The organism is Pseudomonas medicaginis, from assembly GCF_965119365.1.
Classification (GTDB): domain Bacteria; phylum Pseudomonadota; class Gammaproteobacteria; order Pseudomonadales; family Pseudomonadaceae; genus Aquipseudomonas.
The window spans coordinates 1,954,328-1,979,576 of record NZ_OZ221631.1 but is presented as its reverse complement, the minus strand read 5'-3'; the positions used below and the strand labels follow the sequence as shown (position 1 = coordinate 1,979,576).

At 61.2% G+C, this 25,249-nt stretch carries 24 protein-coding genes and 2 pseudogenes; 13 read left to right on the top strand and 13 right to left on the bottom strand.

All coding sequences use genetic code 11. The annotated features are described in order from the left end of the window. Positions 1–49: 49 nt before the first annotated feature. The 3 genes from ACMTA2_RS08770 to ACMTA2_RS08760 all read left to right on the top strand — a co-directional run bounded on the left by ACMTA2_RS08770 (position 50) and on the right by ACMTA2_RS08760 (position 5,069). Complete coding sequence (locus tag ACMTA2_RS08770; RefSeq protein ID WP_413794541.1) at positions 50–1,408, top strand: TolC family outer membrane protein; 1,359 nt, start codon at positions 50–52, stop codon at positions 1,406–1,408. 30 nt (positions 1,409–1,438) lie between these two features. Next, a complete protein-coding gene (locus ACMTA2_RS08765) occupies positions 1,439–3,598 on the top strand; it encodes a type I secretion system permease/ATPase (RefSeq protein WP_413794540.1) in 2,160 nt (719 codons plus the stop codon). Positions 3,599–3,704: 106 nt separating this feature from the next. Next, complete coding sequence (locus ACMTA2_RS08760) at positions 3,705–5,069, top strand: HlyD family type I secretion periplasmic adaptor subunit (protein WP_413794539.1); 1,365 nt, start codon at positions 3,705–3,707, stop codon at positions 5,067–5,069. A gap of 130 nt (positions 5,070–5,199) precedes the next feature. On the opposite strand, the gene ACMTA2_RS08755 is transcribed toward ACMTA2_RS08760, so the two are convergent. Continuing rightward, positions 5,200–5,796, bottom strand: a complete 597-nt coding sequence (locus ACMTA2_RS08755; RefSeq protein WP_413794538.1) for a tRNA-uridine aminocarboxypropyltransferase — start codon at positions 5,794–5,796, stop codon at positions 5,200–5,202. A 2-nt stretch (positions 5,797–5,798) separates the two neighbouring features. Next, the gene (locus tag ACMTA2_RS08750; protein WP_413794537.1) at positions 5,799–6,692 is read right to left on the bottom strand and encodes a LysR family transcriptional regulator; all 894 of its coding nucleotides are present in this window, start codon (positions 6,690–6,692) and stop codon (positions 5,799–5,801) included. 328 nt (positions 6,693–7,020) lie between these two features. On the opposite strand from ACMTA2_RS08750, the gene speB reads away from it, so the two are divergent. From speB to ACMTA2_RS08730, 4 genes are all read left to right on the top strand, one after another. Then, the gene (gene speB / locus ACMTA2_RS08745; protein ID WP_039593136.1) at positions 7,021–7,971 is read left to right on the top strand and encodes an agmatinase; all 951 of its coding nucleotides are present in this window, start codon (positions 7,021–7,023) and stop codon (positions 7,969–7,971) included. 9 nt (positions 7,972–7,980) lie between these two features. Next, positions 7,981–8,388: a YybH family protein gene (locus ACMTA2_RS08740; protein WP_413794536.1), complete on the top strand. Its 408-nt coding sequence runs from the start codon at positions 7,981–7,983 to the stop codon at positions 8,386–8,388. A 49-nt stretch (positions 8,389–8,437) separates the two neighbouring features. After that, the gene (locus ACMTA2_RS08735) at positions 8,438–9,976 is read left to right on the top strand and encodes a purine-cytosine permease family protein (protein ID WP_413795612.1); all 1,539 of its coding nucleotides are present in this window, start codon (positions 8,438–8,440) and stop codon (positions 9,974–9,976) included. A gap of 135 nt (positions 9,977–10,111) precedes the next feature. Beyond that, complete coding sequence (locus ACMTA2_RS08730) at positions 10,112–11,500, top strand: sodium:solute symporter family protein (RefSeq protein ID WP_413794535.1); 1,389 nt, start codon at positions 10,112–10,114, stop codon at positions 11,498–11,500. Positions 11,501–11,707: 207 nt separating this feature from the next. Here the strand turns inward: ACMTA2_RS08730 and ACMTA2_RS08725 are convergent, their stop codons facing one another. Beyond that, positions 11,708–11,836, bottom strand: coding sequence for a PA1414 family protein (locus ACMTA2_RS08725; RefSeq protein ID WP_003198971.1), 129 nt, complete (start codon positions 11,834–11,836; stop codon positions 11,708–11,710). 139 nt (positions 11,837–11,975) lie between these two features. After that, positions 11,976–12,869 (bottom strand): putrescine utilization regulator PtrR, encoded by an 894-nt coding sequence (gene ptrR / locus ACMTA2_RS08720; protein ID WP_413794534.1) that lies wholly within the window; start codon positions 12,867–12,869, stop codon positions 11,976–11,978. Between the two features lie 103 nt (positions 12,870–12,972). Between ptrR and ACMTA2_RS08715 the strand changes: the two genes are divergently transcribed. After that, on the top strand, positions 12,973–14,145 hold the full coding sequence (locus ACMTA2_RS08715; RefSeq protein ID WP_413794533.1) for an MFS transporter: 1,173 nt from the start codon (positions 12,973–12,975) through the stop codon (positions 14,143–14,145). Here ACMTA2_RS08715 and ACMTA2_RS08710 read toward each other — a convergent pair. Next, positions 14,146–15,601: pseudogene (locus ACMTA2_RS08710) on the bottom strand (NCS1 family nucleobase:cation symporter-1). A 423-nt stretch (positions 15,602–16,024) separates the two neighbouring features. Beyond that, the gene (locus ACMTA2_RS08705; RefSeq protein ID WP_109755810.1) at positions 16,025–16,861 is read right to left on the bottom strand and encodes a CvfB family protein; all 837 of its coding nucleotides are present in this window, start codon (positions 16,859–16,861) and stop codon (positions 16,025–16,027) included. A 339-nt stretch (positions 16,862–17,200) separates the two neighbouring features. Here ACMTA2_RS08705 and ACMTA2_RS08700 point away from each other — a divergent pair, with 339 nt between their 5' ends. From ACMTA2_RS08700 to ACMTA2_RS08690, 3 genes are all read left to right on the top strand, one after another. After that, entirely contained in the window at positions 17,201–17,389 is a 189-nt protein-coding gene (locus ACMTA2_RS08700; protein WP_018607615.1) for a PFL_1563 family small protein, read from the top strand. Positions 17,390–17,584: 195 nt separating this feature from the next. Next, positions 17,585–18,295 carry a TorF family putative porin gene (locus ACMTA2_RS08695; protein ID WP_413794532.1) on the top strand — a complete coding sequence of 237 codons (711 nt, stop codon included), beginning with the start codon at positions 17,585–17,587 and terminating at the stop codon, positions 18,293–18,295. An 81-nt stretch (positions 18,296–18,376) separates the two neighbouring features. After that, the gene (locus tag ACMTA2_RS08690; protein ID WP_413794531.1) at positions 18,377–19,243 is read left to right on the top strand and encodes a DUF6279 family lipoprotein; all 867 of its coding nucleotides are present in this window, start codon (positions 18,377–18,379) and stop codon (positions 19,241–19,243) included. Between the two features lie 165 nt (positions 19,244–19,408). Here the strand turns inward: ACMTA2_RS08690 and ACMTA2_RS08685 are convergent, their stop codons facing one another. Continuing rightward, a complete protein-coding gene (locus ACMTA2_RS08685) occupies positions 19,409–19,801 on the bottom strand; it encodes a transcriptional regulator (RefSeq protein ID WP_413794530.1) in 393 nt (130 codons plus the stop codon). Positions 19,802–20,098: 297 nt separating this feature from the next. Between ACMTA2_RS08685 and ACMTA2_RS08680 the strand changes: the two genes are divergently transcribed. Continuing rightward, entirely contained in the window at positions 20,099–20,830 is a 732-nt protein-coding gene (locus tag ACMTA2_RS08680) for a DUF899 domain-containing protein (RefSeq protein WP_413794529.1), read from the top strand. A 231-nt stretch (positions 20,831–21,061) separates the two neighbouring features. Here ACMTA2_RS08680 and ACMTA2_RS08675 read toward each other — a convergent pair whose 3' ends face one another. The 6 genes and pseudogenes from ACMTA2_RS08675 to ACMTA2_RS08650 form a co-directional block, all read right to left on the bottom strand. Then, positions 21,062–21,349, bottom strand: coding sequence for a HigA family addiction module antitoxin (locus ACMTA2_RS08675; protein ID WP_413794528.1), 288 nt, complete (start codon positions 21,347–21,349; stop codon positions 21,062–21,064). Continuing rightward, positions 21,349–21,627, bottom strand: coding sequence for a type II toxin-antitoxin system RelE/ParE family toxin (locus ACMTA2_RS08670; protein WP_413794527.1), 279 nt, complete (start codon positions 21,625–21,627; stop codon positions 21,349–21,351). Before ACMTA2_RS08670 ends, ACMTA2_RS08675 begins: the two co-directional genes overlap by 1 nt. 159 nt (positions 21,628–21,786) lie before the next feature. After that, a complete protein-coding gene (locus ACMTA2_RS08665; RefSeq protein ID WP_413794526.1) occupies positions 21,787–22,044 on the bottom strand; it encodes a BrnA antitoxin family protein in 258 nt (85 codons plus the stop codon). Beyond that, positions 22,022–22,156: pseudogene (locus ACMTA2_RS08660) on the bottom strand (BrnT family toxin); the annotation flags it as partial. The gene ACMTA2_RS08665 and the pseudogene ACMTA2_RS08660, both read right to left, overlap by 23 nt. A 596-nt stretch (positions 22,157–22,752) precedes the next feature. Continuing rightward, positions 22,753–23,673, bottom strand: a complete 921-nt coding sequence (locus ACMTA2_RS08655) for a hypothetical protein (protein WP_413794525.1) — start codon at positions 23,671–23,673, stop codon at positions 22,753–22,755. Continuing rightward, positions 23,670–24,365, bottom strand: coding sequence for a hypothetical protein (locus tag ACMTA2_RS08650; RefSeq protein WP_413794524.1), 696 nt, complete (start codon positions 24,363–24,365; stop codon positions 23,670–23,672). The genes ACMTA2_RS08655 and ACMTA2_RS08650 overlap by 4 nt, the downstream gene beginning before the upstream one ends. A 361-nt stretch (positions 24,366–24,726) precedes the next feature. On the opposite strand from ACMTA2_RS08650, the gene ACMTA2_RS08645 reads away from it, so the two are divergent. Beyond that, complete coding sequence (locus ACMTA2_RS08645) at positions 24,727–24,999, top strand: hypothetical protein (RefSeq protein WP_413794523.1); 273 nt, start codon at positions 24,727–24,729, stop codon at positions 24,997–24,999. Positions 25,000–25,249: the final 250 nt, after the last annotated feature.

The window sequence follows — 25,249 nt, the reverse complement described above, 5'->3', positions numbered from 1 at the left end:
CAATATATTGGCGACAACGAAGCACTACGGACCTCAGGAGATGCACCCCATGCGCGTTCTAACCCCCCTCTGCAGCGCGGTTTTGCTGGCCATGGCCTGCTCTTCTCAGGCGCAGGCCATGTCGTTGACCGAAGCGATCCAGAGCACCATCGCGACCCACCCTGAACTGGCACAACGGGTAGACAGCCGTCTGTCGGCCAATGAAGACGTCAAGGTCGCCAGGGGGGGCTTTTTCCCGTCGGTGGATCTCAATGCCGGTTACGGCCGTGGCTACAGCGACAACACCAACACCCGGGCGCTGGGCAACCATCACACCAATATCCTGACCTACACCCAATCGGAGCTGCGCCTGCGGCAGATGATCTTCGACGGGTTCAACACCGCCAATGAAGTGGAGCGCACCCAAGGCGTGGTCAATTCCCGGGCCTATTACGCCCAGGGCACCGCCCAGGATCTGGCGCTGCGCACCATCGAGGTCTACCTGGAAGTGCTCAAGCGCCGCGAGTTGGTGACCCTGGCCAAGAACAACCTGCAAGCGCACATGCGGGTCAACGACCAGATCGGCCTGCGCACCGAACGTGGGGTGGGCAGCAACGCCGACTCCGACCAGTCCAACGCCCGTCGGGCCCTGGCTGAAAACAACTACGACACCGCCCAGGTGGACCTGGCCGACGCCGAGGCGAACTTCTACAGCGTGGTCGGGCGCATGCCCGATGAGCTGGAGGCGCCGTCCTCGACCAAAGGCGAAATCCCCGCCGACCTGCGCGAAGCCCAGCAAAGCATGGTGGACAACAACCCGTACCTGAAATCGGCCCAGGCCGACATACAGTCCGCCGAGAGCCAATATGAAGTGGCGAAGTCACCGTTCTACCCGCGCTTCGATGCCGAAGCGGCAGTGGGCGCCAACAACAACCTCGGCGGCGAAGAAGGCCACGACAACAACTGGCGGGTGGGCGTGGTGATGAACTACAACCTGTTCCGCGGTGGCAGCGACAAGGCGCGGTTGGCGTCCAATGCCCACCAGATCAACCAGGCCATGGACATCCGCAACAATGCCCTGCGCCAGCTCAACGAAGACACGCGCCTGGCCTGGAACGCGATGCTCAACGCCCGCAAACAGACCCCCACCGCCCGGGAATACGCCGACACCACCGCCCGTGTGCGCGCCGCGTACCAGGATCAGTTCGGCCTCGGCCAGCGCACCCTGCTCGACCTGCTCGACAGCGAGAACGAGCTGTACAACGCCAACCGTCGCTACACCGAAGTGCGTTACACCGAGGAGTACTCGATGTACCGGGTACTGGCGAACATGGGCCTGTTGTTGCAAAAACAACGGATCGTGCTGCCGGCCGATGCGGTTGCGCAGACCGAAGTCAAGAACCAGGCCCGGCTGCCGGAACTGAAGTAGCCCCCCACCCAAATAACGGGAGCGACCGATGTGACCAGCATGGAACCTGCAACCCCTGGCGCCGACCCGCGCCTGAACTTCGATGATCCCTTGCTGGACGGCCTGCTGATCCTCTGCAAACTCCATGGCGCGACGGTCAGCCGCGCCAGCCTCAGCGCCGGGCTTCCTATGGCGCACCAACGCTTGAGCCTGGACCTGCTGCCTCGTGCGGCGGCCCGGGCAAGCTTGCAGGCGCGGCTGTTGCGTCGTGAGCTGGCGGACATCTCCCCCCTGAACCTGCCAGTGATGCTGATCCTGGCGGGCGGTCGCTGTGCGGTACTCAGGCGCTGGGGTGAGGATGGCAAGGCGCTGATCCTGCCCAGCGAAGCCGATGGTGGCGAGCAGTGGGTCAGCCGCGAGGAACTGACCACCGATTACAGCGGCCAGGCACTTTTCGCCCGTCCGCGCCATGAACTCGAAGACCTGCGCTCGCCCCTGGTGCCGCGGGTCGAGGCGTGGTTTCGCGACACCTTGAAACTGTCGCGCTGGTTATACAGCGACGCGATCCTGGCAAGCTTCCTGATCAACCTGCTGGGCCTGATGGTGCCACTGTTCGTGATGCAGACCTACGACCGCGTGGTACCAAACCAGGCTACGTCGACGTTATGGGTACTGGCCGTGGGGTTGTTGATCGGCACCGGTTTCGAACTGGTGTTGCGGGTGGTGCGCGCTCATCTACTGGACACCGCGGGCAAGAAAACCGACGTGATTCTGTCCGCCACCCTGTTCGAACGCATCACCGGCATGGCGATGAAGGCCAAGCCGGTGACCATCGGCGGTTTCGCTCAAAGCATCCATGACTTCCAGGGCCTGCGCGAATTTCTCACGGCGGTGACCCTCACCAGCCTGATCGACCTGCCCTTCGCTGTGCTGATGCTGGTGGTGATCGGCCTGTTGGGCGGCTGGCTGGTGGTGATTCCCGTGGTGGCGTTTCCGATCACCATTGTCTTCGCCATGATCATCCAGGCACGCCTGCGCGACACCGTGCAAAAAAGCCTGGCCCTGGGCGCCCAACGCCAGGCCCTGCTGATCGAAACCCTCGGCGGCCTGGAAACCCTCAAGGCCTGCAACGCCGAAAGCGAGCGCCAGCATCAATGGGAAAGCACCCACGGCGCCCTCACCCGCCTGGACAGCCATGCGCGCAACCTCTCGGCACTGGCGACCAACGGCACCTTGTTCCTGCAACAACTGGCGGGCATGGCGACCATCGTTGCCGGGGTCTACAGCATCATCGCCGGCAACCTCAGCGTCGGCGCGCTGGTGGCCACCTACATGCTCGGCAGCCGGGTGCTCGCCCCGCTCGGGCAGATCGCCGGGCTGATCACCCGCTACCAGCAAGCCCAGCTCACCATGCGCAGCACCGACGCCCTGATGGCCTTGCCCCAGGAGCGTGACGCCAAGCAGCGGCCCCTGGACCGCACCCAATTGCAGGGGGCGCTGGACGTCAGCGGCGTGACCTTCCACTACAACGGCCAGAGCGCCCCGGCGCTGGCCAATATCAGTTTCAGCCTCAAGCCTGGCGAACGGGTCGGCATCATCGGCCGCAGTGGCTCGGGCAAGAGCACCCTGGCACGGCTGGTGATGGGTTTCCATGCACCGGAGGAAGGCCAGTTGTTGCTGGACGGCCTGGACCTGCGGCAACTGGACGTCGCCGACCTGCGCCAACAGATCGGCTACGTCGCCCATGACCTGCCGCTGCTGGCCGGCAGCCTGCGGGACAACCTCACCCTCGGTGCCCGCTACATCAGCGATGCACGCATGCTCGAAGTGGCGGAACTGACCGCTGTCACCGAACTGGCGCGCCAGCATCCCCAAGGTTTCGACCGCCCGGTGGGCGAACGCGGGCAACTGCTGTCCGGCGGCCAACGCCAGGCCGTGCTGCTGGCCCGGGCCTTGTTGCTCGACCCGCCGATCCTGCTGCTGGACGAACCCACCAGCGCCATGGACAACAGCAGCGAAGATGCCTTGCGACAGAAGCTTCACAGCCATGTCCAGGGCAAGACCGTGCTGCTGGTCACCCACCGCACCTCGATGCTGAGCCTGGTGGACCGATTGGTGGTGCTGGATAACGGTCGGATCGTGGCGGACGGACCGAAGGATGCCGTCATCGATGCATTGCGCAAGGGGCGGGTAGGCTCTGCGGCGGTTTAAGCGCAACTGCCGGATGCCACTCCCATAACCTGTGGCGAGGGGATTTATCCCCTCGCCACAAAAGCAGCGCCTGGCTCTACTTCACTCAACTGACGGGTATCGCCCCATGTCTGCTCAAACACCGGATTCAGCCGCCCGAAGCTACTTCGGCAGTTTCAGCAAAAGTGCCGAAAGCGAGTTCATGCCAGAAACCGCCGGGGCCACGCTGCAGGATTCGCCCCGTCGCTCGCGGGTCACCGTGTGGCTGGCCGCCGGGTTGATTCTCACCGGGCTGGTCTGGGCGAAGTTGGCGGTTTTGCAGGAAGTTACCACCGGCGAAGGCAAGGCGATTCCATCAAGCAAGATCCAGGTGATCCAGAACCTGGAGGGCGGCATCGTCACCGAGATTTTCGTGCGCGAAGGCCAGATGGTGAACAAGGGCGATACCCTGCTGCGCCTGGACGATACGCGGTTCCTGTCGAACAAGGGCGAGAGCGAGGCGGACCGCTATGCACTGACGGCCCAGGTCGAGCGCCTGTCGGCCGAGGCTGAAGGGCGGCCGCTCGCGCTCTCGGCGGAGGTCACCGCCAAAGCCCCGCAGGTGGCCGAGGACGAGCGTGCACTGTATGAACAACGCCAGCGGCGCCTGGCCAGCGAGCAACGGACCCTGACCGAACAACTGCGGCAGAAGACCCAGGAACTGGCGGAGTTTCGTTCCAAGCAAGGCCAGTTCAGCTCCGCCCTGGCCTTGCTGCAAGAAGAAATGAACATGTCCGCGCCGCTGGTGCGCACCGGGGCGGTGTCGCCGGTGGAGATCCTGCGGCTCAAGCGCAGCGCGGTGGAAATCCGCGGCTCGCTCAACGCCACCACCCTGGCCATTCCCCGGGCCGAATCGGCGATCAACGAAATCAAGAGCAAGATCGACGAATCGGAACAGACTTTCCGCTCCGAGGCGGCCAAGGACCTCAACGAAAAACGCACCGAACTGTCGAAAATCACCGCCTCGAGCATCGCCATCGACGACCGTGTGACCCGCACGACCGTGGTTTCGCCGGTGCACGGAGTGATCAAGCAACTGAAGGTCAATACCATCGGCGGCGTGGTGCAGCCGGGCAACGACATGGTGGAAATCGTGCCTTTGGAAGACAACCTGCTGATTGAGGCCAAGGTCCGCCCCCAGGACGTAGCGTTCCTGCACCCGGGCCAGAAAGCCATGGTCAAGTTCAGCGCCTACGACTACACGATCTATGGCGGGCTGAGCGCCAAACTCGAACTGATCGGCGCCGACACCATCACCGACGACAAAGGCAACAGCTTCTACCTGATCCAGGTGCGCACCGACAAAAACCACTTGGGCGGGGATGCCAAGCCGTTACTGATCATCCCGGGGATGGTGGCGACGGTGGACATCATCACCGGGGAGAAAAGTGTCCTGGATTACCTGCTCAAGCCGGTGTTGAAGGCACGGACCGAGGCGATGCGCGAGCGGTAGGTTTTGGCAGGGATATTCGTATCTGGTCGATTGCTATCGCGAGCAAGCTCGCTCCCACAGGGGGTCTCCAGCGCACAAAAATCCACTGTGGGAGCGAGCTTGCTCGCGATGAGGCCGGCAACCACACCGCCTATTTTCCAACATGATTACGCTGATAGGTCTGCTCCCCCATCGCCGCAATCTGCCCTTCGATCAACGCCTCGAACGGCCTCAGCAACGGCGCGAAGCTCGCCGGTGCTTCCAGGACCTGCAAGGCCTGGACAATCGCCTCCACCGTCGACAACGCCCCCGGTCCCGGCGCCTTGCGCAAGCGATAACGGGACACCCCGCCTTCGGCCAGGGTCACCCTCGGCAGTGCCGCCAGCAACGGGTTGAGGTGCAGCAGCTTGCGCGCCTTGCGCCAGGTGCCGTCGGGAACGACCAACAGCAGCGGCTCATCGGCGGGGGTGTAGGCTTGCAGCGGCTGCGCATCGTCCGCGGGAAACAACAACCGCGCCTGATAACCCGGTTGATCGAGCAGCCGGGGCAAGTCCTCGAACACCTCGCCCACGATCAGCTCGGCATTGCGCAGGCCCAACGCCGCCAGCCGGGCCGTGTTCAAGGCATGGTTCACTTCGCTGGGATGCTGCAACAGCAAAACGCCAGTGCGGCTGTCGAGGCTGGGGATCAGCGGGCAGAGACAATGGCTTTGCGGCCTGTGGCAACGCGGGCAGTGGATTCTGGACATGGTCAGGCCTGGTTCAGTTGAGCTTTGAGCAAATCGCGGAAGGTCTGGATCAGCGGCTCGCGGCTGCGACCACGGCGTACGATCATCGAAAACGGCGCCTGATAGCCGAAGGTCGCCGGCAGCAGCACGCGCAAGTCGCCCTTGTCGACCCAGGCCTGGGCGTAGTGCTCAGGCAGGTAACCGACGTAGGCACCAGACAGCACCAGGATCAACTGCGCCTCCATGCTCTCCACCGTCGCCGCGCTGTGCTTGAAGCCGTGGCGGGCCAGTTCGGCCTGGCTCCAGTAACCGCGCCCGACCATGCGCTGCTGGGTGATGACCTGCTCGGGGATGCGCCGTTCGTTGAACAGTGGGTGGCGGTTGCTGCAATACAACCAGTGCTGTTCACGGTACAGCGGCATATACACCAACCCGCTCATGCGCGTGGAAAACGCACCGATGGCCAAGTCCAGGCGATTGTCCTGCACGCCGAGTTGCAGCTCGTAAGGGCTCATGACCGACAGATGCAAATGCACCGCCGGATGCTCCTGGCTATAGGCACCGATGGCTTCGGCGAACGGCAAGGCCTTGTCGCTGACCGTGGAATCGATCACCCCCAGGTTCAACGTGCCGCGCAGTTCCCCCTTGAGCGCGGCGGCGTACTGCTCGAAGCCTTCGAGTTCGCCCAACAGGCGCAGGGTTTCCTGGTGGAACAACTCGCCCTTGCTGGTCAGGCTGAACCCGCCCCGGCCGCGATGACACAGCACCAGGCCCAGGGCCGACTCCAGTTGACTCATGTAGGTGCTGATGGCCGACGTGGAAAGATTGAGCTCGTGCTGGGCATTGGCGAACCCCTGGTGCCGGACCACGCTGACGAAAATGCGCAGCAGTTTCAGGTCGGGTAAAGCGTGGGTCATTGGGTTTCTCCGTACCGGCGTATCACTGCAAGACTGTGTGGCGAGGGGATTTATCCCCGCTGGGCTGCGAAGCAGCCCCAATACCATTTTCCTGACACACCGAGCTGTCAGGTTTTAGGGCCGCTTCGCGCCCCAGCGGGGATAAATCCCCTCGCCACAGAACCACACCCATCCAAACAGGGGAACCGTGCTGACGCGAAGTCTATCTCCCCGCCCCGCATTAGTTTAGAAAAATCTGAACTAAGTATTTGCCGCCAGCGATTCTTCACGGCAACGGCTTTTCGCAGAATCGGCCCCTGATAAATAAAACAACGATGAGGCCCTAGCCGTGGACAAGATTCTTCACCAGCCACTGGGCGGCAACGAAATGCCGCGCTTCGGCGGCATCGCCACCATGATGCGACTCCCCCATCTGCCAACCGCTGCCGGCCTGGACGCTGCGTTCGTCGGCGTGCCGCTGGACATCGGCACCTCCCTGCGCGCCGGCACCCGTTTCGGGCCGCGGGAGATCCGCGCCGAATCCGTGATGATCCGCCCCTACAACATGGCCACCGGCGCCGCGCCGTTCGACTCGCTGTCGGTGGCGGACATCGGTGACGTGGCGATCAACACCTTCAACCTGCTGGACGCGGTGCGGATCATCGAGGAGTCGTACCACAAGATCCTCGAACACAACGTCATCCCCCTGACCCTGGGCGGCGACCACACCATCACCCTGCCAATCCTGCGGGCCATCCACAAGAAACACGGCAAGGTCGGCCTGGTGCACATCGACGCCCACGCCGATGTGAACGATCACATGTTCGGCGAGAAAATCGCTCACGGCACCACCTTCCGCCGCGCCGTGGAAGAAGGCCTGCTCGATTGCGACCGCGTGGTGCAGATCGGCCTGCGGGCCCAGGGCTACACCGCCGATGATTTCAACTGGAGCCGTAACCAGGGCTTTCGCGTGGTCCAGGCCGAAGAGTGCTGGCACAAATCCCTGGCGCCGTTGATGGCCGAAGTGCGCGAGAAAGTCGGCGGCGGCCCGGTGTACCTGAGCTTCGACATCGACGGCATCGACCCGGCCTGGGCGCCTGGCACCGGCACCCCGGAAATCGGTGGGTTGACCACCATCCAGGCGATCGAAATCGTCCGTGGCTGCCAGGGCCTCGACCTGGTCGGTTGCGATCTGGTAGAAGTTTCGCCGCCGTACGACACCACCGGCAACACCTCGCTGCTGGGCGCCAACCTGCTGTACGAGATGCTTTGCGTGCTGCCCGGCGTGGTTCATCGTTGAGGCGCCGCCATGAACGATTACGATCAGGTACTCGAGGCCGCCGCAAAGTTGGTATCGGCCTTCGCCCGCAATGACCGCGACGCCTACTTCGGCGCGTTCACGGCCGATGCGAGCTTCGTGTTCCACACCCTCGAACAGCCCCTGCTGTCACGCGATGCCTACCATGCGTTGTGGGACCGCTGGCGGTCCGAGGATGGCTTCGAGGTGCTCGATTGCACCTCGAGCAACGCCTTCGTCAGCCTGCAAGGGGACGTGGCGATTTTCATCCATGACGTGGCCACCGAGCTGCGCATGCAAGGGGAGCTTCACTTCAGCCAGGAGCGCGAAACCATTGTGTTTCGCCAAGAACAACAAGGCCTATGGCTGGCCTGCCACGAACATTTGTCCGCAATGCCGGAAGGGCTGCCAATCCCTTAGCAACAGGTGACGCCCGCACACGACGGGCGCGCCTTTATGATCGGAGCAGATCATGCATAACAATAACGACAACAGCCTTACGCAAATTGAAACCAACGGGGTCGAACAGATCCCGGACCACGAACGAACCGCCGGCCCAAGCGACCTGTTTCGCCTGGTCTTCGGCGGCGCCAACACTTTCGCCACTGCCGTGCTCGGCAGTTTTCCGGTGCTGTTCGGCCTTTCGTTCCAGGCCGGGGTCTGGGCGATTGTGCTGGGGGTGCTGGTGGGTTCGATCATCCTCGCGCCGATGGGCCTGTTCGGCCCGCTCAACGGCACCAACAACGCGGTGTCTTCCGGTGCGCACTTCGGCGTGCACGGGCGAATCGTCGGCTCGTTCCTCTCGTTGCTGACCGCCATCGCGTTCTTCTCGCTGTCTGTGTGGAGTTCGGGGGACGCGTTGATCGGCGGCGCCAAGCGGCTGATCGGCGTGCCGGAAACCGACCTGAGCCTGGGCCTGGCCTACGGCCTGTTCGCCCTGCTGGTGTTGACGGTGTGCATTTACGGCTTTCGCTTCATGCTGTGGGTCAACCGCATCGCTGTGTGGGCCGCCAGCCTGCTGTTCCTGCTGGGCATTTTCGCCTTCGCACCGACCTTCGACAGCCAGTTCGCCGGCACGGTCAGCCTCGGTCAACCGGGCTTCTACGCCGCCTTCATCGGCGCGGCGCTGGTGGCCATGAGCAACCCGATTTCCTTCGGAGCGTTCCTGGGCGACTGGTCACGCTACATCCCCCGCAACACGCCCAAGCGGCACATCATGCTGGCCGTGGTCGCGGCACAACTGGCGACGTTGATCCCGTTCCTGTTCGGCCTCGCCACCGCCACCATCGTGGCGATCAAGGCGCCGGACTACATCGCGGCCAACAACTACGTGGGCGGGCTGCTGGCGGTGTCGCCGGGATGGTTCTTCCTGCCGGTGTGCCTGATCGCAGTGATCGGTGGCATGTCCACCGGCACCACGTCGCTGTATGGCACCGGCCTGGACATGTCCAGCGTGTTTCCACGGGTGCTGTCGCGGGTCAAGGCAACGCTGCTGATCGGCGTGCTGTCGATTGCCTTCATCTTCATCGGGCGCTTCGCGGCGAACCTGGTGCAGAGCGTCTCGACCTTCGCCGTGCTGATCATCACCTGCACCACGCCGTGGATGGTGATCATGATCATCGGTCTGTTGGTGCGCCGTGGCTTCTACTGCCCGGATGACCTGCAAGTGTTCACCCGCGGCGAAACCGGCGGACGCTACTGGTTCAGCCACGGCTGGAACTGGCGCGGCCTGGGGGCGTGGATCCCCAGCGCGTTGGTGGGGTTGTGCTTCGTCAACCTGCCGGGGCAGTTCGTCGGGCCGCTGGGGGAACTGGCCGGCGGCATCGACATCAGCCTGCCGGTGACCCTGGGCCTGGCCTCGGTGGTGTACCTGGTGCTGCTTGGGCTGTTCCCAGAGTCGGCGGCGGTGTATGGGCCGGATGATCCGCGGAGCAAAAACCAGCCGAGCGCAGAACCTGTGGCGAGGGGATTTATCCCCGCTGGAGCGCGCAGCGCTCCCAAACCCTGACACCTCGGTGTGCCAGCCAGATTGAGTTGACTATTTTGGGGCTGCTTCGCAGCCCAACGGGGATGAATCCCCTCGCCACAAGGGCATCACTCATCCCGACCTTCCTATAAAAAAGACAATCGGAGACACGCCACCATGGCTTTGGACTTAATCGTCGTTCTGATCTATGCCGCCGGCATGATCGCCCTCGGCTGGTACGGCATGCGCCGGGCCAAAACCCGTGACGACTACCTGGTCGCCGGACGCAACCTCGGCCCGGGCTTCTACCTGGGCACCATGGCCGCCACCGTACTGGGCGGGGCGTCCACCATCGGCACCGTGCGCCTGGGCTACGTCTACGGCATTTCCGGGTTCTGGCTGTGCGGCGCCATCGGCCTGGGCATCGTCGGCCTGAGCCTGTTCCTCGCCAAGCCGTTGCTCAAGCTCAAGATCTACACCGTGACCCAAGTGCTGGAGCGTCGCTACAACCCGGCCGCGCGCCAGGCCAGTGCGCTGATCATGCTGGTGTATGCCCTGATGATTGGCGCCACCTCGACCATCGCCATCGGCACCGTGATGCAGGTGCTGTTCGGCTTGCCGTTCTGGGTGTCGATCCTGGTGGGCGGCGGCGTGGTGGTGCTGTACTCCACCATCGGCGGCATGTGGTCGCTGACCCTCACCGACATCGTGCAATTCCTGATCATGACCATTGGCCTGGTGTTCCTGCTGATGCCGCTGTCCATTGGCGATGCCGGCGGCTGGGACGCGATGGTGGCCGCATTGCCGGCCAGCTACTTCGATTTCACCGCGATTGGCGGGGACACCATCCTCACCTACTTCCTGATCTACTTCTTCGGCATTTTCATCGGCCAGGACATCTGGCAGCGGGTGTTCACCGCTCGCAGTGAAGGCGTGGCCAAAGTGGCCGGCACCGCCGCTGGCCTGTACTGCGTGCTGTACGGCCTGGCAGGCGCGTTGATCGGCATGGCGGCCAAGGTGTTGCTGCCGGACCTGGAGAACGTCAACAACGCCTTCGCCAGCATCGTCCAGACCAGCCTGCCCAACGGCATTCGTGGCTTGGTGATCGCCGCGGCCCTGGCAGCCTTGATGTCCACCGCCGCAGCGGGCCTGCTCGCAGCGTCCACCACGGTGGTCCAGGATTTGCTGCCCCGCCTTCGCCAGGGCCGTGAGAGCGGCAGTGGCGACGTCCATGAAAACCGCATCGCGACCCTGCTGATGGGGGCGGTGGTCCTGGTGATCGCCCTGGTGGTCAGTGACGTCATCAGTGCCCTGACCCTGGCCTACAACCTGTTGGTGGGCGGCATGCTGATCCCGCTGATCGGCGCCATCTACTGGAAACGCGCCACCACCGCCGGTGCGATCACCAGCATGTCGCTGGGCTTCCTGACCGCACTGCTCTTCATGCTCAAGGATGGCCTGGACGCCAACACGCCGATCTACTACAGCCTGAGCGTGGCGCTGGTCAGTTTTGTACTGGTGAGCTTGCTGTCGCCACGGCCAAGTGCGGTGGCCAAGGTGGTTTGATCGCCAACGCTCGTCAATGAGATCCCTGTGGGAGCGAGCTTGCTCGCGATGACGGCGGTGCATTCAACATGAATGCAGGCCGGTCCACCGCTATCGCGAGCAAGCTCGCTCCCACAGGTTTTGTCTTCAGAAATAAAAAGATCGCAGTTCCGGGCCATCTCATTGAAATGGTCCGGAACTGCGATCTCTGTAAATTCTGCGGTGTAGTTACCGGCGGCGCGGTTGGCGGCGGCGTTGCTCGTCATCGGTGCGGATGGGTACCGGTTGCATCGGTGGCTCGATCAGGCCAAGCGCGACACCCAAGTCGTGAAGCCAGTTCTGGATTTTCTCTTTCATCGTGGTGCCCCCTCAGGGTGGTACGAGCGGCAGATTTCTGTTGCCCCTTCGCACTGATAATAGTCCGATGTTCTACGCAATGCTCGTCTCAGTTTGCAATGATCTGTTACTGAATTGATCAAAATCCACCTCCCGGAGTTCAAGCCGATTGCGCCGTGATCACTGGCCCCCGCGGCCAGGCCTGTTGTTGCAATTCTATCCAGGCAGTCAGGTTGGCCCCGACCATGCCTTTGCGCCACATCAGCCAGGTCGTGGCGCTGGCAAACGGCTCGGCCAGCGGATGCACCGTCACCCGCTCGCGGCCCGGCAGGCTGGCCAACATCGACTCGGACATCAACGCCACCCCGGCCCCGGCAATCACACACGCCAGCATCCCCTGGTAAGACTCGATCTCCATCGCCCGGCCCATGGTGGCATGGTCATGGGCAAACCAGGCTTCCAAGCGCATCCGGTACGAACAACCACGCCGGAACGTGAACACCGCGCGGCTTTGCACATCCAACGCACTGCGTACCGGCGGGTGATCGGCCTCGGTAATCAGCACCAGCCGCTCGTCGCACAACGGCACGCCATCGAGCCCCGCCAGCTCCAGCGGGCCGTCCACCAGTGCCGCGTCGAGCCGGTTGGTGAGCAGGCCTTCAAGCAGCTCACCGCTCGGCCCCGATTGCACTTGCAGGTTCACCGCCGGATACGCCCGGTGATAAGCCGCCAACAGGTCCGGCAGATGCGTTGCCGCCGTGCTGTACATCGTGCCCAACAGAAAATCCCCGGCCGGCTGCCCGCCCTGTACGGCGGCATGGGCCTCGTCGTGCAAGGCGAACAGCTTGGCCGCATAGTCCAGCAGGACTTTTCCTGCCGGTGACAACTGCAAACGCTGACGCTCGCGCAAGAAAAGGTCCACGCCCAGTTGCTCTTCCAGTTGCTTGAGCCGGGTCGAAAGGTTCGACGGCACCCGGTGCAGGCGCTCGGCCGCCCGGGTGATGGAACCCTCCTCGGCCACGGCCTGGAAAATCCGCAGTTGGCTGAATTCCATGACCTTCTCCAAAAAAGAACAAGTTACTCACTATTATTCATTTTTAATGAAAGTCAATCAGTCCTAGCCTGACGGTCATTCGCCCCGACACCGGAGAACGACCATGTCACCTCTTATTCGCCTGCTCGGCAGTTTCATCGCGCTGATGATGGCCATGGGCATTGGCCGCTTCGCCCTGACGCCCCAGTTACCTCATTTGATCGGCGAAGGACAGGTCGACTTGACCGCCGCCGGTCTGATTGCCGCAGCCAACTACCTGGGTTATTTCCTCGGCGCGCTGGACGCCATGTTCGCCCGGCGCCCGGAACAGGTGCGGCGGCGGTTGCTCGGCGGCCTGTGGCTGTGCGTGCTGCTGACCTTGGCGTCGTTCTGGGCCTGGGGCTTCTGGCCGCACTTGGCGTTGCGTTTTGGCACCGGCGTGGCGAGCGCCTGGGTGATGGTGATGATCACTTCCCTGAGCCAACCCTTGGCAGCGGCGGCGGGACGGCCACGGTTCGGCGCCCTGGTGTTTGCCGGTCCGGGCCTGGGGATTTTCCTGACCGGTCTACTCGCCCTCGGCTCGAACCTGCTGGGCCAGAGCTCCGCGACCCTGTGGCTGGTGTATGCCGGCGTGGCCTTGGCGATGCTGCTAGTGATCCTGCCAATCCTGCCTCGACCCGCCGCAGCCCCCCCCGTCGCCGGGCCCGCCAGCCCTGCACCGAACGGTGGCATCGCTCGGCTGGGCGTGGTGTATGCCTTGTACGGCGTGGGCTACATCATTCCGGCCACGTTCCTGTCGCAAATGGCCTCGGCGCAGTTTCACGGGCAATGGCTGGCCGACCTGTTCTGGCCCTGCTTCGGCCTGGCCGCCGCCAGCGGCGTGTTGTTGGTGAGCCTGCGGCGGCCGAACCCGAACACCACCGGCCGCTGGCTGATCGGTACGCTCTGGCTGCAAGCCGCCGGGGTGTTTGCCTGCCTGCTGGGCAGCGGACCGGGACTGGCACTGGGGGTGGTCCTGTGTGGCACACCGTTCCTGGCCTGCATGCAACTGGTGATGCTGCGCTCCCGTGAATTGGCGCCCCACGCCACCCAACGCAACGCGGGCCTGTTGACCGCCTGTTTTGCCGTGGGCCAGCTCAGTGGGCCACTGCTGGCGGCGTCGAGCAGCTACTTCAGCGGCGGCCTGCAACCGGCGCTGATCATTGCCGGCAGCGGTCTGTTGCTGGCCGGCGGCCTGTTGCTGCGGCCCGCCAGCCGGAGCGCGGCGAGCCCTTGCGTCCAGACCGCCCTGCGTTGATCAGGCTTGGCCAGCCGGGCTGAGCGCCTTGCTCGATTGCACGGCCGGTTCACGTCGCGCCAAAGCGAAATACAACACGCCACCGAGGAAGCAACCGGTGAACCAGGCGAAATTGGCCATCGGTTGCAGCAGCGGCGTAAAGGTGATCGCCACGCCCATCAACGTTGCGGGGATCAAGGCCTTGACCGCGGTCCAGTTGATGCCGCCACTGTAGTAATAGCGCCCGCTCGGCCCGTCATTGAACAGCGCGTCGACGTCGATCTTCTGCTTTTTGATCAGGTAGTAGTCCACCAACAGGATCCCGAACAACGGGCCAATGAACGCCGCCAACACATCCAGGGTGTAGTGGATCACTTCGGGGTTGTTGAACAGGTTCCACGGCGTGATGAAAATCGAGGCCACCGCCGCGATCATGCCGCCGGCGCGCCAACTGATCTTGCTGGGCGCGACGTTGGCGAAATCAAACGCCGGAGATACGAAATTGGCGACAATGTTGATGCCGATGGTGGCAGTCACGAAGGCAAAGGCGCCCAGCAAAACGGCCACATCGTTGTCGATGCGCGCCACGGTGGCAATCGGGTCATGGAGCATTTCGCCGAACACCGGCAACGTCCCGGAAACAATCACCACGGTGACCAGGGAGAACGCCAGGAAATTCACCGGCAGCCCCCAGAAATTGCCTCGGCGCACGTCAGACATGCTCCGGCAGTAACGGCTGAAATCGCCAAAATTCAGGGTCGGGCCGGAAAAGTACGACACCACCAGGGCCGTCGCCACGATCACCTGGCCGAATGCCTGCCAGCCGGACAAGGACTTTTCCGCCAGGGTAAAGCTGATATTGCTCCAACCAGCCTTCCACACGATCCAACCGGCCAACAGGAACATCACCGCATACACCACCGGCCCGGCCCAATCGATGAAGCGACGGATCGACTCCATGCCGGTCCAGAACACCAGCGCCTGGACGAACCACAAGCTGAGGAAACCGAACCAGCCCAGGTAGGACAAACCGGCGAAATGCGGCGTGGCATAGACTTCCATCGAAGGAAAAAACCGCAGCACCACGATGATCAGGGCGCTGGAGGCCAGGTACGTCTGAATCCCGTACCAGGCCACCGCGATCAAGCCGCGAATGACCGCAGGAATATTCGCCCCGAACACCCCGAAGGCCAGCCGACAGATCACGGGATACGGCACCGCCGCCTGTTGGCTCGGCTTGGCGACCAGGTTGGCGATCAACTGCACGATGCAGATCCCGCCGAGCAATGCGATAAGCACCTGCCAACTCGCCAGGCCCAAGGCAAACAGACTCGCGGCGAAGACATAACCGCCCACGCTGTGCACATCACTCATCCAGAACGCGAAGATGTTGTACCAATTCCATTTCTGCGGCAGCGGGGCCCAGGTCCTCGTTATAAAGGCGGGGGCTGTAGCCGTTGGGCAATTGCTCGGACATTGCGGGGCTCCTTTGAGTACCGCCGAGCCCCCGTATCGACCTGCTCACCATACTGCGCACGGGAGCCGGCATGGTTTGTATACGCGTTGCTACGCAGAATGCGTGCCATAGGCGGGAAATGTGAGACAAACCGGGGTGTGCAGCGGTGGTTATAGCCGGGCAAGAGCAGGCATGCGCCCACGAACAGGGCGCGGGCGCATGCTAAAGGTGCAGGCGTTTGTATACAGACTAAAGGCAGGCGCAGTTCCTGTGGCGAGGGGATTTATCCCCGCTGGGGCGCGAAGCGGCCCCAAGCAAGATAGCTAACGTGCGCTGCCTGGCACACCGAGGCGTCAGGCTTAGGGGCTGCTTCGCAGCCCAGCGGGGATAAATCCCCTCGCCACATAGAATCCTTTTTGCCACAACGCTGGGGCTGGGCTGAAATCAGCTCAATTCAATGCGATCGGCATGAATGACAATCTGCCCATTCTTGTACAGCGCACCAATGGCCTTCTTGAAGTTGCCCTTGCTCACGCCAAACAGGCTGCTGATCAACGCCGGGTCACTCTTGTCGCTGACCGCCAGGGTGCCGTTGTTCTCACGCAACTTGGCAAGGATCTTGGCGTTCAGGCTGGTGGCGGCTTCCTGGCCCACGGGCTGCAGGCTCAGGCTGATCTTGCCGTCCGGGCGGATTTCCTTGATGAAGCCTTTTTCCTGTTTGCCGGCGCGCATGAACTTGAAGATTTCATTCTTGTGGATCAGGCCCCAGTGCTTGTTATTGATGATCGCCTTGAACCCCATGTCGGTGGCTTCGGCGACCAGCAAATCCACTTCCTGGCCCGGCGTGTAGTTGGCCGGGGTCTTGTCCAGATAACGATCCAGGCGCGCCGTGGCGGTGATGCGGCGGGTGTGCTTGTCGAGGTAGACATGCACCACGCAGTATTCGCCAGCGGTCATCTGGCGCTTTTCTTCGGAATACGGCAGCAACAGGTCCTTGGGCAGGCCCCAGTCCAGGAACACGCCGATGCTGTTGACCTCAACCACTTTCAGGCTGGCGAACTCACCGACCTGAACCTTGGGTTTTTCCGTGGTGGCGATCAATTTGTCGTCGCTGTCCAGATAAATGAAAACATTGAGCCAGTCTTCATCTTCGCTGGGAATATCCTTGGGAATATATCGGTTGGGCAGCAGGATTTCGCCGTCCGCACCGCCATCCAGATATAAACCGAAGTTAGTGTGTTTAACCACTTGCAAACTGTTGTAGCGCCCGACTAAAGCCATTTCCAATACCCTCATTGCGTGGGCGGCATTCTACCCGGTTTTGCGGCGCGATTCGTGGCCGCCAGCAAGGTTTGCCGGCAAGACCTGGCGTAACCGTTGATTTTCCTGGGTTTTCCCCCGAGGCACGGCCATTCGTCAGGCGAGCGACAGTGCATACCGCCAGCAGGCGGCACACTTTTTCTCACACCGTTGTTATTTAAAACAGTGGCTTAGGGCAATAATGGCCGGATAACCGCGCATTATTCACGTCGCGACAACGCTAATTCAGAAGGATATTTACCAAGCAATTGTCAAGTATTTCCTGTACGATGCCTGGCCCAATTAATTATCTACAGGTTAATGGCCGTCATGCGCGTAAAAGCATCCAACAGCAAAGCAAAGCCCGCTCCAGCCGTAGAAACCAGCGAGTCGATCAACGACCAGATCGCTGCGTTCCTCAAGTCCGGTGGCGAGATCCAGCAAATTGCCAAAGGCGTCAGCGGCCAGACGTTCGGCCCGTCCAAGCAGATCAGCCTGGGCAAGAAGTAACCTGCGCGTCACCTGGTCCCAAAGCGCTTTGAGCTTCGAAGCGCTTGGACTGGAACCCCTCCCCGCACTCTCCATTTCCCATGAATCGACGAACGGCCTTCGCCGCCGAGCATTCGCCGGTATGCTTGCACCTCTCTAGCTCAAGCCTTTCAGCTTAGTTAACGTTCCGGCTCCTCGCTATTGATGGAATGCAGCATGCGCATCCCCATTGTTCCGCTGACGTTCAGCCTGCTTTCGTGCTCTCTCGTCCATGGGCAGGTATTCCAGCGCGAACTCGGCGACTTCGACCTCAAGCTCGGCACCACCCCCAGCCGCAGCATGGCCCAGGGCCTGGTCACGCCGTCGAGCACCGGTTCATTTCATGGCGGCCTGGACCTGAGCCACGACAGCGGCTGGTACGTCGGCCAGTGGTCACCCAGCGCGGGGGTATCCGCCGATCTGGAGGTTGATTCCTACATAGGTTTTAAACAGCCCTTCGACCAGACCCTGGGCTACGAAGTCGGCCTGATCCACTACAGCTACCCCACCGTCGAGACGCCCGACAGCCAGGAGTTCTACGGTGGGTTGACTGTGCTCGGCAGTCGTTTTGGCGCAGCCCTGAGCAACGATCCGGACAAACAGAACAGCACGCTGTTTGCCGACCTGGGCGGCAATGTGCCGTTCGGCATTGGCATCAGCGCCAAATACACCACCCACCAACTCAATACGCCAGTGGCGGTCGAGAACGGTTATGTCGGCAGTTTCAGCGACTGGTCACTGAAAATTTCCCGCCCCTGGATGGGCCTCGACCTGAACCTGATCTACAGCGACTCAAGCCTCAGCGGCAGCAGTTGCTCGGCGTACTCGGGCCACAACAGCGAATGCGACAGCCTGCTGACCCTCAAGATGGCCCACCCTTTTTACTAACCGTTACGCATTTAATCGGCTGAACTGCCGCGCGTCTGCAATGCTCAAACAAAGCACCTACGCCTTCGCAAGGACTCGCTCATGCCGCGCTGGTTGACCCGCACTGCCATGTTCATCGCCCTGCTGTTGACGCTCACCGCCTGCAGCCGTATCGGCCTGGCCTACCGCAACCTCGACCTGATCATTCCCTGGACCCTCAACGATTACCTGGAGATCAACGGCGAGAAAAAGGACTGGCTCAACGAACGCCTCAAGGAACACCTGAGCTGGCATTGCACCACGCAATTGCCCGGCTACCTCGACTGGCTGGATCGCCTCAAGACCATGGTGCAAACCAACCAGGTAACCGACGAAGCCTTGCAACAACGCACCCAAGAAGCCAAGGCCGCCATCGCCGAAACCGCACGGCAAATCACTCCCTCGGCCATCGAACTGCTGCAAGGCCTGAACGACGACCAAGTCGATGACATGGACGCCGCCTTCGTCAAGGACCAGCGCAAACGCCAGCAGCAATACCTCAAGCCGACATTGCAACAGCAGATTCAGGAGCGCAGCGAACGCATGGTCAAACGCCTGGACGACTGGCTCGGCCCGCTCAACGACACCCAGCGCCAGCGGGTCGTCGCCTGGTCCACAGCCTTGGGCGACCAGAACCAGCAATGGATCGCCAACCGCGCCCACTGGCAAAACCAGTTCAGCGAGGCCGTGGCCCAACGCCATAGCCCCGATTTCCCCAAACGCATCGAACAATTGCTGGTCAACCGCGAAAGCCTCTGGACACCCGCCTACCGCGAAGCCTTCAGCAAAACCGAAGCCCAGGCCCGCAGCCTGCTGGTGGACCTGATGGCCGAAAGCACCCCGCCCCAGCGCGAGCGGCTGCTGAAGAAAATCGACGGGGTGAAGAAGGACTTCACTGATTTGAAGTGCCTGAAAGCAGCACGGTCTTAAAACCACTGAAGATCCAATGTTGGAGCTCCAATGGGGAAATGTGGGAAATGTGGGAAATGTGGGAGCGAGCTTGCTCGCGATAGCGGTCTGACATTCAACAGATGTGTTGCCTGTTCAATCGCTATCGCGAGCAAGCTCGCTCCCACAGGGTTCAGTGCAGGCCTGTCAGGCAATCTGCGCCTTGGACGCCAAATCATCAAAGGTAAACTCATCCAGCGCATCGTCCTGCTCATCCAGCACCTGGCGCGGATGATCATTGCCCGGAATGCTGCTGTCGATCAGGCTCAACAAGCGCGAGCCACGGGGCGTCAGCACAAAATTCTCGCCGTTGCCGCCCTCTTCCTCCGGCCGCGGCTCGATGTAACCGCGTTCCAGCAGCAATTTTTCATACTCCCCGGCGACCGCTTTCAGATGATCGAGGTTCTCGATCGCCTCGCCCTCAGTCGCTTTCGCCGCCGCGTACTCCTCCGCATAAGCCCGAGGAGCAAAGCTGTGGCCGGCGCCGTTCTGCACTTCGTGCAACAACCGTTCGATCAAGTCCCAGTTATAAGTCGTCATCCTGGTCCATCCTCTAAAGAGTGAGATGCCTACCTAGGTTGTGACCGAGGCGCCACGCCGCCGTTCACCCGGGTTTACCGGGGCACTGCTGCTCATCCAAGACTTGCCCGATTCATTGTGGCGAGGGGATTTATCCCCGTTGGGCTGCGAAGCAGCCCTGAACTCAGCCGCACGGTACGCGTGCTTATCGGCTAGCCGTTTCACAACCCGACCAATGGCCTGTCGAATTCATCGAGGGCCAAACGACCAGTTGCTGAAGCGCCCATCCAGCAGCGCTGCCATGCAGGAGAAATCACCATGAATGTAGAGAACCATCCAGTCGTCTCGCGGGAAGAATGGCTCGCCGCCCGCCGCCAACACCTGGCCCACGAAAAAGCCTTCACCCGCGAACGGGACAAACTCAGCGCCGAACGCCGCACCTTGCCCTGGGTCAAAATCGACAAACCCTACCGCTTCCAAGGCCCCCACGGCGAACTGAGCCTGGCCGACCTGTTCGGCGGCCGCAGCCAACTGATCATCTACCACTTCATGTTCGGCCCCGGCTGGACAGAAGGCTGTGATGGCTGCTCATTCCTGTCAGACCACATCGACGGCGCCAACCAACACCTGGCCCACCACGACGTGGCCGTGGTCGCCGTCTCCCGCGCCCCCTTCGCCGAGTTCCAGCCATTCAAACGGCGCATGGGCTGGGCCTTCGACTGGGTCTCGTCCAACGGCTGCGACTTCAACTACGACTTCGGCGTCAGCTTCGAAGCCGAACGCGTCGCCGCCGGCAAAGCCACCTACAACTACGAACAAACCGACACCGCCGAAGGCGAACTCCCAGGCTTGAGCGTCTTTTATCGCAACGAAGCCGGCGACATCTTCCACACCTACTCCACCTACGCCCGCGGCCTCGACATCCTGGTCGGCACCTACAACTACCTCGACCTGACGCCCAAGGGTCGCAACGAGGACGAGATCATGGATTGGGTGCGGCATCATGATAAGTACGAAGAGGCCAAGCCCCACGGCTGCTGCCATGGCTGACCCCGCCTCCGAGTCGAGCACAGCCCCTGTGGCGAGGGAGCTTGCTCCCGCTCGACTGCGCAGCAGTCGCCTTCTACGCCTGCCGGCGTAAATAGCGGAGTAATGAAAGGATGGGTAATTGAGGGGCGCCTGTTTTCCAGACGAGAACCGAACCAGACTACGATTAAAAAGACAGGCCGATCTCGATTGGTCTGTCTCAAATCCCCAACTCCGGCGACGTCTGGGGACGACTCAGGCGAAAGCGAGCTTTCTAACCTGCAACAAATCAACATGCTGACGAGCCACCCACAGATCGTAAGCATCCTGCATGGCCAGCCAACTCTCCGGCGAGCGACCAAGCGCTACAGACAGCCGCAGCGCCATTTCAGGCGAAACACGGCTGGAGCCCTTCAAGACACGGCTCAATGTCGACGGGGCTACACCGAGCTTTTCTGCCAGCTCACGACCGCTGATGCCGTTCGGTTCCAGATAAATCTCGGTAATAAACTCCCCGGGGTGGGGAGGATTGTGCATGTTCATCAGTGGTAATCCTCATAGTCCAGGACATAAGCGTTTCCGTCGCGAAACTCGAATGTCAGCCGCCAGTTGCCACTCACCATGACTGACCAGCGCCCACGCATTTCGCCTTTTAGCGGGTGAAGGCGGAAGCCAGGAATATTCATGTCATCAATCGTAATGGCTGTATTCAAGGCCGCTAGCTGCATTCGTAGTCGCTTGGCGTGAGCGGGTTGTACGCCTGCCGTACTGCCCATTTCGAAGAGCTTGCGTAGCCCTTTGTGTTGAAAAGACTTGATCATGGGAAAGCCTAGCATGTTGCGCAACACGCAACAAAAATATGATGCCCGTTGAAACGCCCAAGATATGTATTAACGACGATTCAGATTGAGGGAGGATCGAAAAGGAAAACTATGGAAACGATCGACACGTAGGATGGTCATTTCATAGCGCGAAATAGTTCATCCCCGGCGGCCCTGCTGGGCCTGTATGTAATGGCGAAGAAGCTGATTGATACCTGCCTGATAAGCCTCGCCCTGCCCCTTGAAGCATTCCAGCACATCGGCATCAAGGTAAATAGTCACCGCCAGCCTTACCGGCACACGCAGCTCGGCGCGACAGAAGAAACCCTCACTCAGTTCGGGGATATCGCTGGTGTCGATGTCCGCGTCATCCAACTTGGCCAAGCGCTCCCAGTCAGTTTTCGATGTTTTCGACATAACGTATGGCCTCCTGCTTAGTGGCTTTTCGGACGGAGATGATGCGGATCACATCGTCCCGCCGTTCGGTGTACACGACCACGCCAATCATCGCTTTGATCAAGCTGATGGTTCGACGCAAGACGCCTCTTCACCGAAGACTACTGCCGAAACCGTCCCTCTGAAATCAGACGCATCCCGTAAAAAAGTACGAAAGATCCTGCACAGACATGGAAACCTCCTGCGAAACAGACGGACAGAATTACAGCAGGTCGTAGTGAAGGAAACGGGGGCTTGCTCCGCTATCGTGATGAAGTATGAAGAGGCCAAGCCACATGGCTGCTGCCATGGCTGATGCGCCAACCCACACAGGTCGAGCGCGATCCCCATGGCGAGGGCGCTTGCTGCCGCTCGACTGCGTAGCAGGCGCCTTCTACGCCTGCCTGACCAGCACCCACGCATTTCGCCTTTTAGCGGATGAAGGCGCAAGCCTGGAATGTCCAGTCATCAATCGTCATGGCTGTATTCAAGGCCGCTAGCTGCATTCGTAGCCGCTTGGTGTGAGCGAGTTGTACGCCTGCGGGGGACTTGCTCCCCCTCGACTGCGCAGTAGTCGCTTGCTTTGCCTGAGCCAAACTGACAACGGCCTCTCTCATCCTTGCCAGAAAGGTAGCCGTTGTTGGTTATCTGCACGAGCGAAACAGGTTGAATGACGCGGGACAGGTGTTTCTAACGAAGATGGGCCGCGCCGTAGACCCTCTCCAACTGCTCCCCCGTCAAGGCGTCCTCGAACGGCACCGGCACTGATTTCACCGCACCGTAAAGGTTACGGTAGCGCCAGTAATTGCCGTTGTTGGGCAGTTGATAACCGCGTTCGACCACACGTTGGCCGTCAAGCACATAGCGCAAGGTTTCCTGAGCGGCTTCCGGCGGCGGCGCTAACATCAGGTCAGTGGCCAGTACCCGCATCGACTCGTCGATGCACTCGCCGAGCACCGCCGTGACTTGGGCCAGGTCCAGACCGCCGTCATCGACGCAACGTTTGCCGCAGCGTCGAATCGGCTGGCTGGTGACTTCGATGCGCATGCGATACAGCGCGGAGCCGGCAATGTCCTGAACCTGCACCTGATTGATCAGCACGAAACTGCCGCGATCGGGTGTGAGCATCATTTTCGGTTCTATCACCAGTCGCGCGCTGATGTCCCCGATCCCCTGCTTGAGACCCGCGGTGAGCGAAGCCTGCTGGAAACGCTGTTGCAGACGCTCCTGCAACGGCACACCGGCAAGCAAGTCAGCCATCGGTCGGGACTCCTTAGCGGCCGCGTTTTCCGCATCCCGCTGCAAACTGCCGCTGCCCATCTGGGTGTTGATCAGGCTGGCAACCAGCAAACCGGCAAGTCCAGCGCTGTTGCCGGAACTCGCGATCAGATTATGACTCGACGACGCGGCCCTCTGTGCGCTCTCAGCGTCGATCACCGTACTGGCACCGACAAATGCCTGCGGCAGTTGCATATCCACTTTGACCCCATGGGCCTGGATGTAGGACACCGCCTCTTGCGACTTGAAACCGGTCGGCGGCGCCGGCTTCTGCGCGCAGCCAGCCAGCATCAGCAGAAGCAGCGCGCTGACCGATATTAGCGAGCACTTCATTGTTCGAACGGGGTAATCATTTGCTGACGGCTGGTGTCCATCGCCTGGTAGAAGGCGTTGGTCAGATTAGTGTAAGTCGGTTCGTCCCATTCGCCCTGAGCGGCCTGCACCACGGAAAAAGGTTTGAACCACAGCAGCTTGTTGTCGGCCAGATCGACAACCATGCCCTGTCCGCCCACCTGCGCCATGGGCACGCTGGTAGGCACGATGCTGTAATAACTGCGGGTGGCCCCCGTTCCCAGGATGTTGACCAAGAGCAGGCGATCGACGCCGTAAGTCGCCTTGATCGGTGTTAGGTCGCGGACCGTGTAGCCCTCGCGGAAACTGACCTCTTTATAGGTCTTCAGGTCAACGGGCTCGTTGATTCTTTTGGCCTTGTAACCCTTCGCCTGCAACTTGGCAACAATGACATCGGGCAACGTATTGAGGTCGCGCACTTGCCATTTTTCGACATTGTCGCTGAGTTTGCTGTTGACGCCCGTATTGATGGCGAGATCCAGGATTCCCTGGTTGCCGGTCAAGGCCAATACAGGCTCCGGCACCACGGAAATCGCCACCCCGATCGTTGGCTCCTTGGCATCCCAAAATTGATGGTCCAGCGGTACCGGCGGTTGAACATGGGCGCATCCGGTGAGCGTCAAGCAGGCAAGCAACGTCAGTGCAGCCAGGGTGCGAAGCGTATGAAAAGCCATCTATCCAAGTCCCTATGATAAAAAATGATGTTGCCTATGTCGGCAGAGATGGGCAAATGATTAGTGGCACATTGATATATTTTTCAACCGTGCTTCAACACGTTCGATAAACGGAGTTCATAGCGGCGTTCAAGCGGAGATCGAACCGCTCCGTGGCGAGGGAGCTTGCTCGCGCTCGGCTGCACCGCAGTCGCCTGCTTTAAGCCGACAAATGCCAGGCCAAACGTCCTACATGAAGCTCGGAAAGCGGTGTCTTGTCGTACTGGAGCGGGCCAGCCTATAGTCCCTCGTCGCCCAAAAAAGCGACCGGGTTTGGCGACCCGATCTACAGAGAGACTCATCAACTTTCGAGGCTCTGCTTATGACCAGATACATGCCCATCACCGGCGTCGACTGCACCCCGGCCACCCTGCTCATCGACACCGAAGCCCCACTCGATGTCCTCTTCGAAACCGCCGACTACCGTATCCGCACCGTGACCCAACTGCTGGAAAACATCGCGTTCCGTTCGGATATCAGCTCCGATACGGTGGTGCTTTCCGACTTCTGCAAAATGCTGACGATATCACTACGCGATGGGTGTGATGTGATGGATGTGCTTGGGAGACGGCTGCGGGCGCAAGCGGCAGAATAATGAAAAATGGGCGACTTGAGGGTCGCCCGTTTCGTATTTCTAAATCGACTTAGAGGCCCGAGACGCTAGCGACGGGAATACGCTCTTGCGGCTGAGTAACGTCGTAGACATGCTGTTCACACTGATCGGCAATAAACTGAAACTCCACCAGATAAACCTTGCTTCGTTCCGGAGTAAAAATGCTTCTGATTGGGCCACAGCGATACCCACTATTGATGCTGCTCCCACTGACGTAACCCGATACCTCAAA

Coding starts and splice junctions, on each gene's coding strand:
- ACMTA2_RS08770 (WP_413794541.1), top strand. CDS start 50: ATGCGCGTTCTAACCCCCCTCTGCAGCGCGGTTTTGCTGGCCATGGCC.
- ACMTA2_RS08760 (WP_413794539.1), top strand. CDS start 3,705: ATGTCTGCTCAAACACCGGATTCAGCCGCCCGAAGCTACTTCGGCAGT.
- ACMTA2_RS08755 (WP_413794538.1), bottom strand. CDS start 5,796: ATGTCCAGAATCCACTGCCCGCGTTGCCACAGGCCGCAAAGCCATTGT.
- ACMTA2_RS08750 (WP_413794537.1), bottom strand. CDS start 6,692: ATGACCCACGCTTTACCCGACCTGAAACTGCTGCGCATTTTCGTCAGC.
- ACMTA2_RS08740 (WP_413794536.1), top strand. CDS start 7,981: ATGAACGATTACGATCAGGTACTCGAGGCCGCCGCAAAGTTGGTATCG.
- ACMTA2_RS08730 (WP_413794535.1), top strand. CDS start 10,112: ATGGCTTTGGACTTAATCGTCGTTCTGATCTATGCCGCCGGCATGATC.
- ACMTA2_RS08725 (WP_003198971.1), bottom strand. CDS start 11,836: ATGAAAGAGAAAATCCAGAACTGGCTTCACGACTTGGGTGTCGCGCTT.
- ptrR (WP_413794534.1), bottom strand. CDS start 12,869: ATGGAATTCAGCCAACTGCGGATTTTCCAGGCCGTGGCCGAGGAGGGT.
- ACMTA2_RS08715 (WP_413794533.1), top strand. CDS start 12,973: ATGTCACCTCTTATTCGCCTGCTCGGCAGTTTCATCGCGCTGATGATG.
- ACMTA2_RS08705 (WP_109755810.1), bottom strand. CDS start 16,861: ATGGCTTTAGTCGGGCGCTACAACAGTTTGCAAGTGGTTAAACACACT.
- ACMTA2_RS08700 (WP_018607615.1), top strand. CDS start 17,201: ATGGCCGTCATGCGCGTAAAAGCATCCAACAGCAAAGCAAAGCCCGCT.
- ACMTA2_RS08695 (WP_413794532.1), top strand. CDS start 17,585: ATGCGCATCCCCATTGTTCCGCTGACGTTCAGCCTGCTTTCGTGCTCT.
- ACMTA2_RS08690 (WP_413794531.1), top strand. CDS start 18,377: ATGCCGCGCTGGTTGACCCGCACTGCCATGTTCATCGCCCTGCTGTTG.
- ACMTA2_RS08685 (WP_413794530.1), bottom strand. CDS start 19,801: ATGACGACTTATAACTGGGACTTGATCGAACGGTTGTTGCACGAAGTG.
- ACMTA2_RS08680 (WP_413794529.1), top strand. CDS start 20,099: ATGAATGTAGAGAACCATCCAGTCGTCTCGCGGGAAGAATGGCTCGCC.
- ACMTA2_RS08675 (WP_413794528.1), bottom strand. CDS start 21,349: ATGAACATGCACAATCCTCCCCACCCCGGGGAGTTTATTACCGAGATT.
- ACMTA2_RS08670 (WP_413794527.1), bottom strand. CDS start 21,627: ATGATCAAGTCTTTTCAACACAAAGGGCTACGCAAGCTCTTCGAAATG.
- ACMTA2_RS08665 (WP_413794526.1), bottom strand. CDS start 22,044: ATGTCGAAAACATCGAAAACTGACTGGGAGCGCTTGGCCAAGTTGGAT.
- ACMTA2_RS08655 (WP_413794525.1), bottom strand. CDS start 23,673: ATGAAGTGCTCGCTAATATCGGTCAGCGCGCTGCTTCTGCTGATGCTG.
- ACMTA2_RS08650 (WP_413794524.1), bottom strand. CDS start 24,365: ATGGCTTTTCATACGCTTCGCACCCTGGCTGCACTGACGTTGCTTGCC.
- ACMTA2_RS08645 (WP_413794523.1), top strand. CDS start 24,727: ATGACCAGATACATGCCCATCACCGGCGTCGACTGCACCCCGGCCACC.